General features: G+C 50.4%; 20 protein-coding genes. All 20 read right to left on the bottom strand.

Going from position 1 to position 17887, the window contains the following annotated elements; genetic code table 11:
- Positions 1-109 precede the first annotated feature (109 nt).
- Entirely contained in the window at positions 110-1567 is a 1458-nt protein-coding gene (gene proS / locus NR121_RS01285; protein WP_062407998.1) for a proline--tRNA ligase, read from the bottom strand.
- A gap of 32 nt (positions 1568-1599) precedes the next feature.
- On the bottom strand, positions 1600-2859 hold the full coding sequence (gene rseP / locus NR121_RS01290) for an RIP metalloprotease RseP (protein ID WP_062407997.1): 1260 nt from the start codon (positions 2857-2859) through the stop codon (positions 1600-1602).
- 163 nt (positions 2860-3022) lie between these two features.
- Entirely contained in the window at positions 3023-4174 is a 1152-nt protein-coding gene (locus tag NR121_RS01295) for a 1-deoxy-D-xylulose-5-phosphate reductoisomerase (protein WP_082660706.1), read from the bottom strand.
- 21 nt (positions 4175-4195) lie between these two features.
- Positions 4196-4984 carry a phosphatidate cytidylyltransferase gene (locus tag NR121_RS01300; protein WP_062410878.1) on the bottom strand — a complete coding sequence of 263 codons (789 nt, stop codon included), beginning with the start codon at positions 4982-4984 and terminating at the stop codon, positions 4196-4198.
- 18 nt (positions 4985-5002) lie between these two features.
- A complete protein-coding gene (locus NR121_RS01305) occupies positions 5003-5770 on the bottom strand; it encodes an undecaprenyl pyrophosphate synthase (RefSeq protein ID WP_062407994.1) in 768 nt (255 codons plus the stop codon).
- Between the two features lie 57 nt (positions 5771-5827).
- Entirely contained in the window at positions 5828-6382 is a 555-nt protein-coding gene (gene frr, locus NR121_RS01310) for a ribosome recycling factor (protein ID WP_054818900.1), read from the bottom strand.
- 2 nt (positions 6383-6384) lie between these two features.
- Positions 6385-7110, bottom strand: coding sequence for a UMP kinase (gene pyrH, locus NR121_RS01315; protein WP_062407992.1), 726 nt, complete (start codon positions 7108-7110; stop codon positions 6385-6387).
- Between the two features lie 96 nt (positions 7111-7206).
- A complete protein-coding gene (gene tsf / locus NR121_RS01320; protein WP_054818899.1) occupies positions 7207-7857 on the bottom strand; it encodes a translation elongation factor Ts in 651 nt (216 codons plus the stop codon).
- A gap of 94 nt (positions 7858-7951) precedes the next feature.
- On the bottom strand, positions 7952-8650 hold the full coding sequence (gene rpsB / locus NR121_RS01325; protein ID WP_062407990.1) for a 30S ribosomal protein S2: 699 nt from the start codon (positions 8648-8650) through the stop codon (positions 7952-7954).
- Positions 8651-8906: 256 nt separating this feature from the next.
- Complete coding sequence (locus tag NR121_RS01330) at positions 8907-9401, bottom strand: MltG/YceG/YrrL family protein (protein WP_054818897.1); 495 nt, start codon at positions 9399-9401, stop codon at positions 8907-8909.
- A complete protein-coding gene (locus tag NR121_RS01335) occupies positions 9394-10011 on the bottom strand; it encodes a DUF6115 domain-containing protein (protein ID WP_054818896.1) in 618 nt (205 codons plus the stop codon). Before NR121_RS01335 ends, NR121_RS01330 begins: the two co-directional genes overlap by 8 nt.
- 25 nt (positions 10012-10036) lie before the next feature.
- On the bottom strand, positions 10037-10360 hold the full coding sequence (locus tag NR121_RS01340; RefSeq protein ID WP_054818895.1) for a hypothetical protein: 324 nt from the start codon (positions 10358-10360) through the stop codon (positions 10037-10039).
- A 42-nt stretch (positions 10361-10402) separates the two neighbouring features.
- Positions 10403-11812 carry a flagellar assembly protein A gene (locus NR121_RS01345; RefSeq protein WP_062407988.1) on the bottom strand — a complete coding sequence of 470 codons (1410 nt, stop codon included), beginning with the start codon at positions 11810-11812 and terminating at the stop codon, positions 10403-10405.
- A gap of 21 nt (positions 11813-11833) precedes the next feature.
- The gene (locus tag NR121_RS01350) at positions 11834-12616 is read right to left on the bottom strand and encodes a FliA/WhiG family RNA polymerase sigma factor (protein WP_062407986.1); all 783 of its coding nucleotides are present in this window, start codon (positions 12614-12616) and stop codon (positions 11834-11836) included.
- Between the two features lie 18 nt (positions 12617-12634).
- Complete coding sequence (locus tag NR121_RS01355; protein ID WP_062407984.1) at positions 12635-13048, bottom strand: hypothetical protein; 414 nt, start codon at positions 13046-13048, stop codon at positions 12635-12637.
- 3 nt (positions 13049-13051) lie between these two features.
- Complete coding sequence (locus NR121_RS01360; protein ID WP_054818894.1) at positions 13052-13546, bottom strand: chemotaxis protein CheD; 495 nt, start codon at positions 13544-13546, stop codon at positions 13052-13054.
- Positions 13543-14130 (bottom strand): chemotaxis protein CheC, encoded by a 588-nt coding sequence (locus tag NR121_RS01365; protein WP_137670112.1) that lies wholly within the window; start codon positions 14128-14130, stop codon positions 13543-13545. The genes NR121_RS01360 and NR121_RS01365 overlap by 4 nt, the downstream gene beginning before the upstream one ends.
- 32 nt (positions 14131-14162) lie before the next feature.
- Complete coding sequence (locus tag NR121_RS01370) at positions 14163-14630, bottom strand: chemotaxis protein CheW (RefSeq protein ID WP_062407982.1); 468 nt, start codon at positions 14628-14630, stop codon at positions 14163-14165.
- A 46-nt stretch (positions 14631-14676) separates the two neighbouring features.
- A complete protein-coding gene (locus NR121_RS01375; protein ID WP_062407980.1) occupies positions 14677-16731 on the bottom strand; it encodes a chemotaxis protein CheA in 2055 nt (684 codons plus the stop codon).
- Between the two features lie 46 nt (positions 16732-16777).
- On the bottom strand, positions 16778-17860 hold the full coding sequence (locus tag NR121_RS01380; protein WP_062410877.1) for a protein-glutamate methylesterase/protein-glutamine glutaminase: 1083 nt from the start codon (positions 17858-17860) through the stop codon (positions 16778-16780).
- Positions 17861-17887: the final 27 nt, after the last annotated feature.

Here is a 17887-nt window from a genome sequence, read left to right on the forward strand (position 1 = left end):
AGCTTTTCTTGCGATTATAGAATCCTCCGGCTCCGTTGAAACTTTCAGATGATGTATTCTTAAAAAATAAGGGGCTTGTATGGACAAACCCCTAAATTGGTTTCGTATTTTAGTACGCTCGTCCGAATACAACGGTATGCTTGGCATCCGAACCGCAAACAAGACATTTGGTTTTGTTCGTTCCCGGCTCAAACGGGATATTGCGGCTTGTAGCGCCTGTCTCTTCCTTCACGTGCGCTTCGCAAGTCTCCGATCCGCACCAGCCCGATAGCGCGAACCCCCGTTTCTGTTCGAAAAACGACTTCAGCTCGTCCACGGAGTCCGCCTCTGTCATATGCTCGTCGCGGAAACGCTTGGCCCGATCATACATTTCCTGCTGCGTTTCCGTCAGCAGCTTTTGCACTTCTTCCGTAAATTGATCCTGGGCCACGATGCGCTTCTCGCCGGTAATCCGGGAAACCAATACCACCTGACCGTTCTCCATATCGCGCGGTCCGAGCTCGACGCGAACCGGAACGCCGCGCATTTCGTATTCATTGAATTTCCAACCCGGGCTTTGGTCCGGACGGTCATCCACTTTCACGCGCACACCGGCCTTCTTCAACTGATCATAAAGCTCGTTAACCCGGCCGACCACCTGATCGCGTGTTTTGGGCGGTCCAATCGGGATCATAACCACCTGCGTCGGAGCCACTTTCGGCGGCAATGCAAGCCCGCGGTCATCTCCATGGACCATAATCAGGGCCCCGATTAACCGGGTGCTGACGCCCCATGAAGTGGTGTGGCAGTATTGATGCTGGTTTTCCCGATCCAAATATTTGATGTCGAACGCTACGGCAAAGTTCGTGCCCATATAATGGGAGGTTCCGGCTTGTACCGCTTTTCCGTCCTTCATCATCGCTTCGATAGAATATGTATCAACGGCTCCGGCGAACTTCTCGGAAGGTGTTTTTTGTCCCATGATGACAGGAATCGCAAGGAAATTTTCCACAAAATCACGGTAAATCTCCAGCATCTGCATCGTTTCTTTGCGTGCGTCCTCCTCATTCTCATGGGCCGTATGGCCTTCCTGCCACAGGAATTCGCTTGTACGCAGGAACGGCTGGGTACGCTTCTCCCACCGGACAACGTTTGCCCACTGGTTAATGAGCAGCGGCAGGTCCCGATAAGAGTTAATCCACTCGGAATACATATGACCGATCATGGTTTCGGACGTCGGGCGAATGGCAAGCCGCTCCTCCAGCTTCTCTCCGCCCGCTTCGGTTACCCAAGGCAGTTCCGGATTGAAGCCTTCGACGTGTTCTTTTTCTTTCTGAAAAAAGCTCTCAGGGATAAACATCGGAAAATAGGCGTTGCGGTGTCCGGTTTCTTTAAACCGCGCATCCAGTTCCTTCTGTATATGCTCCCATATTTCATATCCGTCCGGTTTAAACACGATACAGCCGCGGACCGGAGAGTAGCTCATCAGATCCGCTTTTTTGATCGTGTCAATGTACCAGCGCGAGAAATCTTCGCTTTGCGGCGTGATTTCCTTTACAAATTGTTTTTCCTGTTTTGAATTCGACATCACTCTGATTCTCCCCCTACAGAAGGCAGTTCTTACCCGTTCATCAAACGCAAAATATCGTTATACGTTACGGCAATCATAAGCAGCATCAGCATGGCGAAGCCGACAAAATGGACCATGCTCTCACGGCTGGGATCGACCGGTTTGCCCCGCACCGCTTCAAGTCCCAAAAAGACTAGGCGGCTTCCGTCCAAAGCCGGAATCGGCAGAAGATTGAAAAGCCCCAAATACAGACTCATAATGGCAGTCCACGAAATATACTGCGCCCATCCTGCGCTGGCCTGCTCGCTTGTAAACTCGACGATCCTCACAGGTCCTCCCAAATCGTCAAGTTTAAACTGCAGTGTCGCGAGCTTGCCGAATCCATCCAATATCAGCATGGTAGCGGAAGAAAGGCTGTTCCAGCCGCTTTTCAGTCCTTCCATTACGGTAGCCGGTCTCGTCTCGGCAACGAGCGTAACGCCGACGCGAATCACCCCGTCCTGGTCGACAGCCGGCGTCACATTCTTCCTGATGATCTCCCCGTTACGTTCAATCGTCCAATCCATGGGTTTATTGACGGAGCTTTGAATAAGGGAGGTCAGCTTGTTTCGATCCGCTCCGATGTCCACTCCGTTTACGTTCAAAATCAAATCCCCGGATTGAAGCCCCGCAAGCTGAGCGGCGGAACCCGGCACCGTACCGGCAATTTTCACTTTATGCGGCACGCCGGCAATAAACACAACGGTCACGAACAGAATGAACGCCAAAATAAAGTTCATCAAAGGGCCGGCAAATATCGATAGAGCCCTCTGGCCTACCGTTTTGCTGCCAAATTGGCGGTCCCAGGGAGCGATTTGAATTTCCTTGTCTTTGCTGATCATCATCGCTTTGGGATGGACGGAAAACCGTTGGATGTCGCCGTCGACGTCCAGGCGGACAAACAACTTTTTCTCCAAATCGATCTGTTCAACCACACCTTCCAAGCTGCCTGTACGACTGTCAAAGTCGTTTAAATAAATGTGGGTAACTTGATCGTCGGTCAGCTTTACGGCGATGCGTTGTCCCGGATTGATTTGAACGATTTCCGGATCTTCTCCGGCCATTCTTACAAAACCGCCGATCGGAAGAAGACGCAGTGTATATCGGGTTTCATCCTGTTTGAAGGACAGCAGCTTCGGTCCAAATCCAATGGCAAACTCTCTGACCAAAATGCCTGCACGTTTAGCAAAATAAAAATGTCCCCACTCATGAATCGATACGAGAACAAAAAACAAGAGCACAATTTGAAATATATTCTGCAGCGTCGCCAATACTTTTACGGCCTCCTTAAGCACGAATGTTCACATCGATAGTTACGTAAAAGGCGTTTCCTTATCTTAAGATTAACATTAATGATGAAAGGAATACAAGCCGCCCCGTGATATGAACCTATGACCGGTTTACCGGAAAAATGCTTGCTGCTTCAGGCTGCCATTATAGCTGTGGCATGACGTTCCGCGCGGCCAGCCTTGCCCATTTGTCGATCTCGAAGATCGCAGGCAAGTCGGGGAATGCGACCGGTTCGTGTTCGGCCATCACTTGTTCAATGACGCGCTCGATGTCCAAAAAGGAAATCTCTCCTTTTAAGAACCGTTCCACCGCCACTTCATTGGCTGCATTATACACCGTCGGCATAGATCCGCCGATTCTGCCGCTTTCAAAAGCCATTCGCAGGCACGGATACCGCGAGAAATCCATCTCGCGAAAATGCAGTCTGCCTATATCTTTCAACCGCAGCCGCCCGGCAGGTGTTTTCATCCGGTTCGGATACGTCAACGCATATTGAATCGGCACCCGCATGTCGGGCAGCCCCATCTGTGCGATGACGCTGTAATCTTTAAACTCGACAAAGGAATGAATGATGCTCTCCGGATGAATCAGCACTTCGATCTGGTCGTAAGACAAGTCAAAGAGCCAATGAGCTTCAATCACTTCCAAACCCTTGTTGACCATGGTCGCCGAATCGATCGTAATTTTGGCGCCCATGGCCCAATTCGGATGCTTCAATGCATCCTCAACCGTAACATGCTTAAGCTCGTCACGAGTACGGTCCCGGAAGCTTCCGCCGGAAGCGGTCAGCGTAATCGTATGTATTTGTTCTTGGCGCTCACCCTGCAAACATTGGAAAATAGCGGAATGCTCGCTATCGATCGGCAAAAGGCGAACGCCCCGCCGATTCGCAAGCCCGGTTACGAGATGACCGGCACTGACCAAGGTTTCTTTATTGGCCAGTCCGATTTGTTTCCCTGCTTCTATAGCCGCGATAGTCGGCGCCAAGCCTTGGCTACCCACAACCGCCGTGACGACAAACTCGGCATCCGTACCTGCCGCGATCTCGATGAGCCCCTCTTCTCCGTAATATACCTTTACATCCGAGGGGATTTCCAGTGATAACTGCTCTGCCAGCTCCTTTGTCGCTACCGAAGCCTTGCGCGGACGAAACTGCCGGATTTGTTCCGCCAGCAGCTTAATGTTATGTCCTCCGGACAAGCCCTCCACCGTATACTGCTCAGGATAATGGGAAATGACATCCAGCGTTTGCGTGCCGATAGAGCCGGTGGAGCCCAGAATGCTGATTTTTTTCACAATTGTTTACCTCCGGCTATATTATACGTGAGGGATCCATGACAGCAGGTGAAGAAACGGAAAAACAATCAACCAGCTATCCGTCCGGTCCAGCACGCCGCCGTGACCCGGAAGAATCGCACCCGTATCTTTAATGCCTTTTACCCGTTTGTAAGCGGACTGCATTAAATCCCCCATTTGGCCAACGACAGCAATCATCAGTCCAATCCAAGCCGCGCGAGCATAATCGAGAAGCTCGGGTTTAAACGAGGCGAAGATCAACGCAACAAGGATCGAAATCACCACTCCGCCAATGGCGCCTTCCACTGATTTTTTGGGGCTGATCGCCGGCCAAAGCGGTGTTTTCCCAAACTTTGATCCAACAAAATAGGCGCCGGAATCTGTTGACCAAATGCAAAGGAATACAAGCAGCGTCCAATACAACCCGTTTTCGGTCAGGTCTCTTGTCGCAATCATGTAATGAAATCCGAAACCGATATACACCATGCCGATGAAGGCCATCGCAATATGATCTATCGTTGTTTTGTTTTTGGAAATGACCGTTGCGGCCATAAAAAGAAACATGAACAACCAGACCAGTTGACTCAGCGTAACTCCGGTATGCTGCCACTGCAGGGTAAGGCAAAACACCCCTAAATAGCCGATGATGACAATGGCTTTGTTTCCCTTCAGTCCGTTCATCCGCAGAAACTCATCGTAACCGATCATCGACAATATCAAAAGAAGCCCGGCAAACCAATAACCGCCCAAATAAAGCATGATGAAAAACCCGATCCCTGCGACGATCCCTGTGACGATTCTCTGCTTCAATTCCATTCCTCCATAGAACTACAACCCACCGTATCTTCTGGCCCGGCGCTGGTACTCTTGTATAGCTTCGAAGAAATGCCGCTCCGTAAAATCAGGCCAGCAAAGATCCGTAAACCACAGCTCCGAGTATGCGAGCTGCCACAGCATGAAATTACTGATGCGTTTCTCCCCGCTCGTGCGAATTAACAAATCGGGGTCCGGAAGCGGATCGGTCAGCAAATATTTGGAAAACAAGGTTTCGTCGATTCCGTCCGGATGTACTTTGTTCTCTTTCGCATCTTGTACAAGCTGTTGGATGCCCCGAAGCATCTCTTTGCGGCTGCCGTAGTTCAGTGCAAAATTTAAAATAAGACCTGTATTCCGCTTCGTCTGATCGATCGCGTCTTCAATGGCTTTAAGCGTATGATCCGGAAGGCCCTCTTGCCAGCCGGTCATACGGATTTGGACGTTGTTGGCTATGAGTTCGTCGATTTCCTTGGGGAAAAATTCAAGCGGAAGTTTCATTAAATAGTCGACTTCCTCTTTCGGCCGCTTCCAGTTTTCCGTGGAAAAGGCATACATCGTAAGCACCTGCACACCGATGCTGTCCGCCGCCATCGTGATTCTCTTCACGTTTTTCATCCCGGAATGGTGTCCGGCAACCCGCGGCAGTCCGCGCTTTTGCGCCCAGCGGCCATTACCGTCCATAATCACAGCCACATGATTTGGAATATTATCTGCATCGAGCTGCCGGGCGAGCTCCTCACCCTCCGGTTTGCTTCCAAACCATTTCTTGAAAGGTATCATGCTAATCCCCCATCAGGAAAGACTAAAAGCCCCCTCAAACAAGGGGGTCTTCACCAATTACACTTCCATAATTTCCTTCTCTTTAGCTGCGAGCACTTTGTCGACTTCAGCAATATACTTATCCGTAAATTTCTGAATATCGTCTTGATGGCGACGGGATTCGTCTTCGGAAATCCCCGTCTTTTCCAACTTCTTGATATCGTCATTGGCATCGCGGCGAATATTGCGGATGGCGACTTTGGCCTCCTCGCCGTACTTCTTCGTCATTTTAACCAGCTCTGTACGGCGCTCTTCCGTCAATGCCGGAATGACGATACGAATGGAGCTGCCGTCATTGGTAGGTGTAAGGCCAAGATCCGATTTCATGATCGCTTTCTCAATAGCGGACACAGAGCTTTTATCCCAAGGCTGGATCATCAGCGTCCGGGAGTCCGGCGTGTTAATATTGGCCAGTTGGTTCACCGGGGTCATCGTACCGTAGTACTCCACCTGCACACGATCGAGCAGTGCCGGTGTTGCGCGCCCCGCACGAAGCGAAGCCAGCTCCTTCTTCAGCGCACCAATCGCTTTTTCCATACGGTTTTCCGCATTTTTCTTTATCGATTGAGGCATCGTTATACACTCCCTTTTACTATCGTACCGATTTTTTCACCGAGTACCACTCGCTTGATATTGCCGCTTTCCGTAATCGAGAAAACGATCAACGGTATGTTGTTGTCCATACATAAGGAGGATGCGGTTGAATCCATTACACCCAAATTTTTGTTGAGCACTTCAAGATAAGTGAGCGTTTCGAACTTTTGAGCATCCGCATGTTTGAACGGATCCGCGGAATAAACGCCATCGACTTTGTTTTTCGCCATCAGGATAACCTCTGCCTCGATCTCAGCCGCTCTGAGCGCAGCTGTCGTATCGGTGGAGAAGTACGGATTTCCTGTGCCTGCCGCGAAAATAACCACTCTTCCTTTTTCCAAATGACGCATTGCTCTCCGGCGGATATAAGGCTCGGCAACCTGCTGCATCGTTATCGATGATTGAACGCGGGTAGGCACTCCGATCGTCTCCAGAGCATCCTGAAGCGCCAGCGCATTCATCACGGTCGCAAGCATGCCCATATAATCTGCGGTAGCACGGTCGATGCCTCTCGCGCTGCCGGCAATTCCGCGCCAAATGTTTCCTCCCCCGACGACAATGGCAACCTCGACTTGCAGGTCCACAACTTCCTTCACCTGCTGGGCGATGGATGAAATCACTTCAGCGTCGATGCCGTATCCCTGCTGTCCTGCCAAAGCTTCACCGCTAAGTTTCAAAACCACTCTTTTATATATCGGATGTTCCAAACAACAACCCTCCGTTTCAATCAGACCGCATTCCCTCTCTTGTTAAAAAAGAAGGAACACCAAGTGTTCCCACATTTCCTTGCCTATTCACTTCGATCAACGTTTTACTTGCGACATAACTTCTTCCGCAAAGTTTTCCTGCTTCTTCTCCAAGCCTTCTCCGAGCTCATAACGAACAAAGCGGCGGATCGAAATATTCTCTCCGATGGTGGCCACTTTTTCGTTCAGAAGAGCATTGATCGTTTTGTCCGGATCTTTAATGAAGGACTGCTCCAGCAAGCAGAATTCTTCAAAGAATTTGCTCATGCGGCCTTCCACCATCTTTTCAACGATGTTAGCCGGTTTGCCTTCATTCAAAGCCTGGTTTTTCAAGATTTCGCGTTCTTTATCCAAAGCTTCCTGCGGAACATCCTCACGGCGAACATATTTCGGATTCGCCGCTGCAATTTGCATTGCGATGTCACGGGCGAATTCTTTAAAAGAATCCGTTTTGGCCACGAAGTCGGTTTCGCAGTTGATTTCAACCAGTACGCCAATTCTTCCGCCGGCATGAATATAGGATTCCACAACACCTTCCGTTGCAATCCGGCCAGCCTTGTTTGCTGCCGCAGACAAGCCTTTCTCACGAAGGATCTCAGCCGCTTTCGTCAAATCTCCGTTTGCTTCCTCTAATGCTTTTTTGCAATCGAGCATACCCGCTCCGGTTTTTTCGCGCAATTCTTTTACTGCTGCCGCATTAACTGCCATAAGTTTGGCCTCCTCGAGTTCAATATGTAACCCTAAAAAAAGGGCGGTGAAAGGATTTTGCACCTTCAAACCACCCTTTCATGTATTCAATCCATTAGGCTGTCGTTTGTTCGCCTTGATGCGCTTCGATGACTGCGTCAGCGATTTTGGCTGTCAGCAGTTTTACCGCACGAATAGCATCATCGTTACCCGGAATGACATAGTCAATTTCGTCCGGATCGCAGTTTGTATCGACAATACCGACGATCGGAATACCCAGCTTGCGAGCTTCGGCAACGGCAATCCGCTCTTTGCGAGGGTCGATGACGAACAGAGCGCTCGGCAAACCTTTCATATGCTTGATACCGCCCAGGAATTTCTCAAGGCGATCTTTTTCTTTACGCAGGATAATTACTTCTTTCTTAGGAAGCACATCGAATGTGCCGTCCTCTTCCCATCTTTCCAGTTCATGAAGACGGTTGATCCGGTTTTCGATCGTTTTGAAGTTCGTCAGCGTTCCGCCGAGCCAACGTTGGTTAATGTAGTACATTCCGCAACGTTCTGCTTCTTCCTTAACGGAATCTTGCGCTTGCTTCTTCGTTCCTACGAACAAGATTGTACCGTTCTCTTCAGCAATGGATTTGACGAAGTTATAAGCTTCCTCAACTTTTTTGACCGTTTTTTGCAGGTCAATGATATAAATTCCGTTTCTTTCGGTGAAGATGTATCGATCCATTTTCGGGTTCCAACGACGGGTTTGATGACCGAAGTGCACCCCAGCTTCAAGCAGCTGTTTCATGGAGATTACTGCCATCCTCACGCACCTCCTCTGGTTTTGGTTTTTTGGTTTCCTCCGCCAATCTCATCTTCGCGGCAAAACTCCATTGACACACCAACCATCATGTTATGTAATAGCTGTTGCGATTGCCCTCAGAGCACCCTTGCCGGAATTAATCAGCGTGTGGATTTTAACACCGACAACTAATATACCATAACTGACATTGGTATGCAACACCCGCGATTTTAAACCTAATAACGACAAAATCGGACCCGGTCAGCCGGTTCCGATCCTAACGTGTAGTCAGCTTCGTAATTACTTCGGAAAGCTCCATCGGGCTCTTGAATACATGAATCCCGGTAACGATTTTATCATTTAACCGCTTGCGGCGCATCTCGTCCGCGAACGCTTTTCTGTCCGTAATGATACCGCTCGCCAGCAGCATATCCGCCACATGGCCCGCTGTCAGGCCGCCGGAGATATAAATGTAGGTTTCTTTGACCGGTGCGGAAGCCGCAGACTGCTGTTCGGCCGCCAGTTTTTCCTTTTCCTGCTGCAGTTTTTGCAGGACCAATGCATCGAGTTGGGTCTGATCATACAGCTTCTGGTCTTTGTCATACACCTGAAAATATACGGACGCGGCTTCCTTCAGCTGCGCCGGATTCATTTCTTCCAGGTCGGGACCGGACACTGCCGTTGAGGAAGACGCATTCATCAATTGAAGAAGCACCGCACCCAAAATCATTCCGGCGCCGAGTCCGGTAAGCATCGATTTATTGTTAGCCATCGGACAGCTCCTCCTGCTTGGCCAGTTGCAGAATCAGGTTGATTTCTCCTTTGTTCTTACCGAGCTTCTTCGCAATATAATCGGTCGATTTGCCCTGTTGATACAATGCGAACAGCTCACTGTACCGTTCCTTCATATCCGAAACGAACGATACGGCAGGCGGCTCCTGCGTGACCGGCTCAGGAGGGCTCGCCGCATTCACCGCTTCGGCATGCCGTTCGGGTTCAACCGAACCGGCGGTTTCACCAGAGTTTCCCGCATCGCTTCGCGTTTGGTCAGACAGCCGCGCTTGAAGCTGCTCGCAAACATACCCTATCCGGCTTATCTCCTGCTGAAGCTGGCTCCCTTGCTTTTCGAGTGTTTCTATGCGGTAAACGAGCTTAGCCGAATGCAGCTCGTATTCCTTCTTCGTTTCGGCAACCATCTGAATTAACGCTTTGTTCTGTTCGTCAAGCTCGGCGGCAAAATGGTCCATTGTTTCTTCCATTTCACTGAGCATGCTGCCGCTCTGCGATTTGCTTCCTTGGTTTCCCGAGCTTCTCGGAACCATTCTGGCATACACGATCAGCACGAGACCGACAAGCACAATATAAATCCAAGGTTGGTTCACTGCATTCACCTTTTTCACACAAGGGTTAAAGCGACAAATCGATATGCTGTCCTTTGAACGGATGGTCTCTCCGGGGCTCAGGCCTGGCGCCGCTCTGACCAGCAAACTTGCCGTCCCTACGGCGTTTTTCTTGCCCGTGCTGCCGCTTTGGCCCATCGTCCTTCACGGTGGAGCCGTTGGTCTCCTCCGCTTTGGCAGCGACTTGTCGCTCTTTCAACGTATGTTTTTCAGCTTCATTTGAGAGCACCGTCTGATCCTGAACAGGCTTGTTCATCAGTTGATGCTGCTTTAGTCCGGCTTCATCATTCTTATGAAGAGCGAACTGCATCTCAATGGATTTTAGGCTCATTTCAGGTACCCTCCTTTAAGCCGGGGCTTACATGATCAGCCGTTAAACGATTGGAAGCATGGCAATATCTCCGTCGAGCAATTGAAATTTCACCCGATGCGATGTGTCTTTAACGAATTTCGTATATCGCCCGATCACGATTTTCGCTCCGCTGTAGATCGTTGAAATGACTTCCACCTTGGCTTTTTCCGAATCCTCCAGCGACTTCTCGATTTCGAAGATCCGATTTTTGGCTGCGGCCATCTCTTCGGCGGTCTGCTTTTTGTTGTGGTTCAGCTTGATGCGCATGGACACTTTATCCGGCCCAAGCTGCCCGGCGGCAGCCAACTGATCCAGCAAAGTAAGTGCTTTCTCCGTTTTTTCCATATTCTCGCTCATGGTTCTAAGATGGGCGCGAAGCTGCTGCAGCTCATTGCGAAGCTCAGGAAGCACCCCTACCTCAATGACTGTCGTCGTTGACATGGAGTTTCCGATGGTGCGGGCAGCGACCCACTCTCCCGCCTGAATCATTCCGCCGACAATGAGCCCTTTCGTGCCTTTGCAAACCACCCGCTTGCCCGCGCGGATTTGCGAATGCATAATGCTTTGACTGACGAGAATTTCCTCTCCCGCTTCCACCGTGGCGTCTTGAATAAAGGAGCTTTTCACCCGGTTGCCTGCCCGAATGACACTTTTGTAATGTCCAAGAATGCCGGCGGTAATTTCGATGGAGCCTTCTGCTTCCAGATCGGCTCCGTCCACGCTTCCGGTGATCCGGATATCGCCGGCTGCTTTGATCCGAAAGCCCGGGAGCACACTGCCGCGGATGACAACCGCCCCGACAAAGTCAATATTGCCTATGTTATAGTCCACGTCCCCGTTCACTTCAAAAATCGGAAATACGTTGATCTTATCCCGGTCCGTTTTCGTCACCATACCGTCGATGGCCGCGTACATGGCTGTTTGCTCCGGGTCCACAACAACGTTTTTGCCGATTTTGAATTTGGCTTCTTTGCCGTCTTTGGCAAACAAGGTTTCACCTGTAACCGCTCTTCCCGGCGTGCCTGGAATGGCAGGAACCTTTTGAGCGATCAGCTGGCCTTTGCGTACATTGTGGATCGACGTCACTTCCTTGTAATCCACTTTGCCGTCGTCAAGCTCCGCCGGTTTTTTCAATTTGTCATCCAAATTGTACAACATGTGGATATGGCCGTCCTGACCGTCAATCGGAGGGTGGCCTTGGGCAATCAGCGTCCTGGAATTGAAAAAGGCTGCGGGATTCTCGGCGATGGCAGTCAGCTTCTCCTCATCGATTCCGAACACGATATGGTGAGATTTTAAAAATTCCTCCAGCGCTTCACGCGAAATCTGAAAGGATTGGTCACAATTCGTTAACTGTAAATATGCGGACAATTTATCGTCTGACAAGGAGATATCCAAGTAAAAACTGATCGGCAACTCCGAATCACTCATCGTTACTCCGCCTTCCATTGGTTAATCGTATAACAAATGGGTCTTGTGCCGGCTCAAAGCGCCCTTCAAGCGCTGAATCGCTTTGGAATGCAGCTGGGAAATTCGCGAGGGGGAAAGGCTCATGACCTCGGCAATCTCGCTTAAAGACAATTCTTCATAATAGAAAAGCGAAACCACGGTTCTTTCCTTTTCCGTCAACCGCTCTATCGCTTTTGCCAACGTTTCCTTTATATAAACCTCGTTTACTTTGAATTCAGGGTTTTTGGCCTTCTCATCGATCAATAAAGAAAGTCTCGTCTCCGAATCCTCTTCTCTAATGGGATCATCAATGGAACAAACGGTAGAAACGGCAACGTCCTGCACCATTTGTTGAAAATCGTTCTCGCTAACTCCCAAATAGTCGCTCATTTCGGTATCCGAAACGGAACGTAAATAGCGCTGTTCGAGCACCTGGTAAGCTTCTTCAATCTTTTTGGCTTTCTCGCGCACTGAACGGGGAACCCAATCTCCTTGACGGAGGCCATCGATGATAGCGCCGCGGATTCGCCATGAAGCATAAGTTTCAAACTGCAATCCACGCTGATAATCAAATTTTTCTATAGCATCGATAAGTCCCATCACGCCGAAGCTGGACAAATCTTCTTTGGACACATTTTTGGGCAGGCCGATGGAGAGACGGCTGGACACATAGTCCACAAGCGGCAAGTACGTTTCGATCAGTGCCTTTTTTGCTTCCAATATCTTATTTTCTCTCCATTGCACCCATACGTCCATATTGGCTAAGTGGGATTTTTGGCTGATCATGACGGACTGTCACCACCCTTATTCATCAGACATTCGACGAACCGCTTGCGCCATCTCTTCCGGATCCGGCTGTTTTTTTACCCGGAGCTTCGGAGGATTCAACGGAGTAAAGTCAGCCGCTGCTGATTTCGGATCGGCTCCGGGTTTTAGCAGCTCATGCAGCTCCTCGTCCTCGTCAGGGGTCACCGCATCGACTGCGATACCTTTGGCTTCCGTTTCCCCGGCTTCCTGTTCTTGTACAGAAAGACGGTTCAGTCCGGCAAAGGTGCCCAGCAGAAAACGACACAAAAACACGAGAATAAACAGTATCGCAAAGCTGTAAAAGCTACGAATGATGGTTGTTAGCCAAATATTTTTGGACATGGAAAGTACAAACGTGACAATAAACGCCAAAGCGCCTATGATAAAATTCCAACGAATCGATCCAATCATGGTTCACAATTCCTTCACGCCGTGTTGTACGCTGCGAACTACAAGAATACCCGTTTGACAATCAAACTCTATCGTTCTGCCATAATTGGCCCCGGTATCTTCCGCCTTGATCGGAATGCTGTAGCGGTGGAGCACTTCTTTGCAGGACTCTACATTCCGCGGACCGATCCGCATCGAGTCGGATTGGGTGACGAATGAAAACATTTGTGCGCCCCCGGCCATTTTGGCTTCCATACGCCGAATCTCTGCACCAAGCGCTTGCATCAGACGGATCAGCTCCGGAAGGGCAGAGTCCGCATATTTGGCAATGTTGAACTTTCCTTCTCTTGCGATATCCGAGCTGGGGAGCATGATATGCGCCATTCCCGCCACTTTTACCTTGGCATCGTACAAAGTAACGCCTACGCAAGATCCCAAACCTGTTGTTTTCAACACCCCGGTCTTGTGTGCTACATTCAGGTCGGCCATTCCAACTTTAATGAGGTTTTCTTGAATCATGGAGTCTGTACTCCCAAAGCAACAAAAATTCGTTCAAACGATTCCGGATCCGGGATCAGGAAAAAATGACCCTCAATTTCATCATGACCGTCCAAAAATTTCGTATCGATGAGCAGCGCCTGATCTCCCATTTGACCGAATTGAAGCAGGCCGTAGCTTAGAATCGCCCCTGCCATATCCATGGCCAGTGAAGGTACGGTGGGCTGCATATTCAGGTTTGTAAAATCCGCCAGCGAGGTTAGATAGGAGCCAGCCAATATATTACCGATCTCGTTCAAGGCCGAAAGCTCCATCTCCGAATATTCTTCTTCGCCGGTCTCCTCGATGCCAACCACATTGCGGAGCAGCTTTTTGGCGGAATCCATGGTAAGGATAAAGAACAGATTGCCGGGCGTCTCCCCCTCTACCCGCAGGAAGATGGCGATAACCACCTCTTCCGCACCGCCCACGCTTTCCGCTACTTCTTCAAACGGGAGCAGCCGCACTTTGGGGACCAGCATATCGACGGGCTTATCGAGCAGCTTGGACAATGCCGTAGCGGCATGTCCGGCGCCGATGTTGCCCACTTCCTTTAGAACATCCATCTGGAACTCTGCAAAAGAGTTGAAAGTTTCCACTAAACCTGCTCCTCTAACTTTTCCAATTGGATGATTTCATTTTTATTGAGTACTTCCTTCAGATTCAAAAGCACCAGCAGGCGTTCGTCGCTCACTTTTGCGATACCCCGCAAATATTTCGCTTTGATTCCGCCTACGACTTCCGGAGGATCCTCAATGCAGTCGCTGTCGATATCGATAACGTCATTGGCCGCATCCACAATCAAACCGACTTCCAAATCCCCTACAGCTACGATAATGATGCGCGTGTTGTCGGTATATTCGCTCGGCGGGAAGCCAAAGCGGCCATGCAAATCAATAACCGGCGTTACCACACCGCGGAGATTAATGACGCCCCGGACGAAATCCGGAGTTTTGGGAACACGGGTCATCGGCTGCATCCGCTCGATAGTCCGTACACTCTCCACCTCCACCCCATATTCTTCATGCGCTAGTGAAAAAACGATCACTTTTAACTCCTGTCCCATACTATCAGCCTCCTATAGTTATCGTGAGAAGCGAGAATTGCCGCTTTTACTTTATTAAAGCGTTCGTATCAATGATCAAAGCGACCTGCCCGTCACCCAGAATGGTGGCTCCCGAAACCGCAAACAGGTTGGTTAAATATTTACCCAGCGATTTCAAGACAATTTCCTGCTGACCTATAAACTCGTCGACGATAAGCGCCGCCATTTTATCTCCCTTGCGGATCACCACGATCTGTATTTCGGCGGCCGGCTCTCCGGTAAAGCCCGGTACGTCAAACAGCTGGGCCAAGTGAACAAGCGGAATGACGGAGCTGCGGTAATTGATCAAGGTACTGCCGTGCACAACGCGAATTTGATCGCTTTTGACAGCCATCGTTTCGACAATGGAGGAAAGCGGAATGGCGTATTTCTCATCACCCAGCCGAATGAGCATGGCCGAGATAATCGAAAGCGTCAGCGGAAGCTGGACTGTAAATTTCGTTCCCTTGCCCCAATTGGCGCTGACGTGAACTTGCCCTCCCAAACTCTCGATCTTGGTTTTAACGACATCCAGACCTACGCCGCGGCCGGAAATATCCGATATCTTGTCCGCTGTACTAAACCCCGAAGCAAACAGAAGCTGATATACATCCTCGTCGGACAATTTCCCGGATTGCTCTGCGGTTATGACTCCGTTCTGGATGGCCTTGCTGATCACCTTATCCCTGTTAATCCCTCGTCCGTCTTCCTCGATTTCGATAAATACATGGTTGCCGCTGTGATAGGCACGGAGATAGATCGTGCCGGTCTCCGGCTTGCCGATTTGCACGCGTTCCGCCACCGGTTCGATCCCGTGGTCTACGGCGTTTCTTAACAAGTGGACCAGCGGATCGCCAATCTCATCGATAACCGTCCGGTCCAATTCGGTATCGGCGCCGGTAATGATCAGATCCACCTTTTTATCGAGCGTCTTGGCCACATCGCGAATCATCCGGGGGAAACGGTTGAACACCGAATCGATGGGAACCATGCGCAGCTTCAGGACGATGTTCTGCAAATCGCCGCTCACTCTGGCCATATGTTCCACGGTTTCCGTCAGATCGCTTCTGCGGATCTCGCTGGCAAGCTGCTCCAGACGGACGCGATCAATGAGCAGTTCGCTGAACAAATTCATCAGTGTATCCAGGCGCTCGATGTCCACCCGGATGGTACGTCCTGCTACAGGCGCTCCTCCCCCGGCGGCCTTCTTCGCTTCAGGTTTGGGCGTTTCCGGCCGGGACGCCGAAGCTTCGCTTGCGGCAGGCTTGGATTGAGCCGGTGCCGGCTCCGGAGCTTTCATCAGCTCATCCAGCTTGGACCGATCAAGCAATACAACGTCTACTTTGTCTATTTCGGAAACGCCGGCGATTTGACTTGCAAGCTGATCCTGCGCCAACTGTGAAATATAATATACGGTGAATGATTGCTCGAACCGTTCCTGTTCGATATCCTCGACGGAAGGTGTGGATTGAATCACCTCGCCGTTTTGCTCCAGCACGTTAAACACCATATACGCTCTGGCCGCTTTTAACACGCATTCCTGACGAATGGTCACCTCGATTCGAAAAACGGGAATTCCCGCTTCAATCGATTGCTGCAAAATGGAGTATTGAAATTCGTCCAGCTCTTTGTTTCCCCCGGCCTTATCCGCTTTCGCAGCCGCGGAACCCGATGCGCCGGCAGCAGAGCCGTTCTTGAGATAGTCCCCGGAAACAATCGACTTCAGCGCGGAGACGATGTCGGTGACATCCGCCTTTCCGGTTCCTCCTTGAATAATATCCTCCACCATCATTTCCAGCGCATCCAAGCTTTTAAAAATACAATCAAATATGAATGAATCCATCTGTAGCTTGTGATTCCGAACCAGATCGAGCACGTTCTCCATCTCATGGGTAAGCGAGGCCAAATCCTCGAAGCCCATGGTCGCCGACATCCCCTTCAGCGTATGAGCGGATCGAAAAATATGCTGGACGATGCTCACGTCTTCCGGACTGTTCTCAAGGCTAAGTAAATGCTCGTTCATGGCTTGCAAATGATCTCTGGATTCGTCGATAAACATCGAGAGATACTGATTCATTTCCATAACCACACCTCCATCATTGATCGTTGTTATGTATACTTCCAGGCAGTCAAGACTGCCCGCCGACGGCTTGCATCAATCTGGCGGCAATTTGCTGAAGCGGCAATACATCGGTTACGCATCCCAATTCAACCGCGGCACGAGGCATACCGTAAACGACGCAAGTTTGTTCCGCTTCGGCAATGGTGGTTATGGCCCCTGATTGCTTGAGCGCCAACATCCCCTTTGCACCGTCAGAGCCCATCCCCGTCATGATCACAATATGGCGCTTCAATTCCTTAAGCGGCAGCAGCGATTCGAACAATACATCCACAGAAGGACGATGACCGTTGCGCGGGTCCTCTTTGGACAAATGAATTTTGTAGGAATTCGCCCCGTTCCTCGCTACCGTCATATGATAACCTCCCGGCGCCACATAAGCTGTTGCGCTCTTCAGCACCATCCCGGGCTCCGCCTCAACGACCCGCAAATAGGAATCGGAATCAAGCCTCTGCGCAAGCGATTTGGTGAAATTGGGCGGCATATGCTGCACAATCAAAACCGGAGCACGAAAGCCGTCCGGTATTTGCGACAGCACTTGATGCAGTGCCCTGGGACCGCCCGTAGAGGTGCCGATCGCCACAAGATGCTCAAGCGGAGCCGGCTGCGCCACGGATCTTTTCTCCGTCTTTACAGCCGGTTTAACTGTCTGTGACGATACGGGGCGGATCGGAGCGTGAACGCCCTTCACCTTCGTTCTAACGGCAACACGCAGTTTCTCCAACAAATTTTGCTTCACCTTATATAAGTCAAGCGAGATAGAGCCGGAAGGCTTGCCGACGAAATCGAATGCCCCGAGATCCAGCGCACGAATCGTCTCCATTGCGCCGGCCTGAGTCAAGCTGCTGAGCATGATCACCGGCACAGGATGCTCTCTCATGATCGTCCGGAGTGCATCAAGGCCGTTCATTTCCGGCATTTCAATATCCATGGTCACAGCATTCGGATTCAGCTTTTTGACCATTTCTATCGCCTCCCGCCCATTTCTGGCGGTTCCCACTACACGAAGCTCCGGATCCTCACCGATAAAATCCGAAATAATTTTCCTCATAAAAACCGAATCGTCCACTACCAATACATCATACGGCGGCATCATTCCACTCCTCTTCGTTGTCTCGGT

Origin of the sequence: Paenibacillus sp. Pae15 (assembly GCF_024519685.1) — a bacterium.
GTDB classification, from domain to species: domain Bacteria; phylum Bacillota; class Bacilli; order Paenibacillales; family NBRC-103111; genus Paenibacillus_G; species Paenibacillus_G naphthalenovorans.

What these genes read in the sequence shown, in the direction of transcription:
- proS (WP_062407998.1), bottom strand. Translation starts at nt 1,567, where the DNA reads ATGTCGAATTCAAAACAGGAAAAACAATTTGTAAAGGAAATCACGCCG.
- NR121_RS01305 (WP_062407994.1), bottom strand. Translation starts at nt 5,770, where the DNA reads ATGATACCTTTCAAGAAATGGTTTGGAAGCAAACCGGAGGGTGAGGAG.
- frr (WP_054818900.1), bottom strand. Translation starts at nt 6,382, where the DNA reads ATGCCTCAATCGATAAAGAAAAATGCGGAAAACCGTATGGAAAAAGCG.
- tsf (WP_054818899.1), bottom strand. Translation starts at nt 7,857, where the DNA reads ATGGCAGTTAATGCGGCAGCAGTAAAAGAATTGCGCGAAAAAACCGGA.
- rpsB (WP_062407990.1), bottom strand. Translation starts at nt 8,650, where the DNA reads ATGGCAGTAATCTCCATGAAACAGCTGCTTGAAGCTGGGGTGCACTTC.
- NR121_RS01330 (WP_054818897.1), bottom strand. Translation starts at nt 9,401, where the DNA reads ATGGCTAACAATAAATCGATGCTTACCGGACTCGGCGCCGGAATGATT.
- NR121_RS01340 (WP_054818895.1), bottom strand. Translation starts at nt 10,360, where the DNA reads ATGAGCCTAAAATCCATTGAGATGCAGTTCGCTCTTCATAAGAATGAT.
- NR121_RS01345 (WP_062407988.1), bottom strand. Translation starts at nt 11,812, where the DNA reads ATGAGTGATTCGGAGTTGCCGATCAGTTTTTACTTGGATATCTCCTTG.
- NR121_RS01350 (WP_062407986.1), bottom strand. Translation starts at nt 12,616, where the DNA reads ATGATCAGCCAAAAATCCCACTTAGCCAATATGGACGTATGGGTGCAA.
- NR121_RS01355 (WP_062407984.1), bottom strand. Translation starts at nt 13,048, where the DNA reads ATGATTGGATCGATTCGTTGGAATTTTATCATAGGCGCTTTGGCGTTT.
- NR121_RS01360 (WP_054818894.1), bottom strand. Translation starts at nt 13,546, where the DNA reads ATGATTCAAGAAAACCTCATTAAAGTTGGAATGGCCGACCTGAATGTA.
- NR121_RS01365 (WP_137670112.1), bottom strand. Translation starts at nt 14,130, where the DNA reads ATGGATGTTCTAAAGGAAGTGGGCAACATCGGCGCCGGACATGCCGCT.
- NR121_RS01370 (WP_062407982.1), bottom strand. Translation starts at nt 14,630, where the DNA reads ATGGGACAGGAGTTAAAAGTGATCGTTTTTTCACTAGCGCATGAAGAA.
- NR121_RS01375 (WP_062407980.1), bottom strand. Translation starts at nt 16,731, where the DNA reads ATGGAAATGAATCAGTATCTCTCGATGTTTATCGACGAATCCAGAGAT.
- NR121_RS01380 (WP_062410877.1), bottom strand. Translation starts at nt 17,860, where the DNA reads ATGCCGCCGTATGATGTATTGGTAGTGGACGATTCGGTTTTTATGAGG.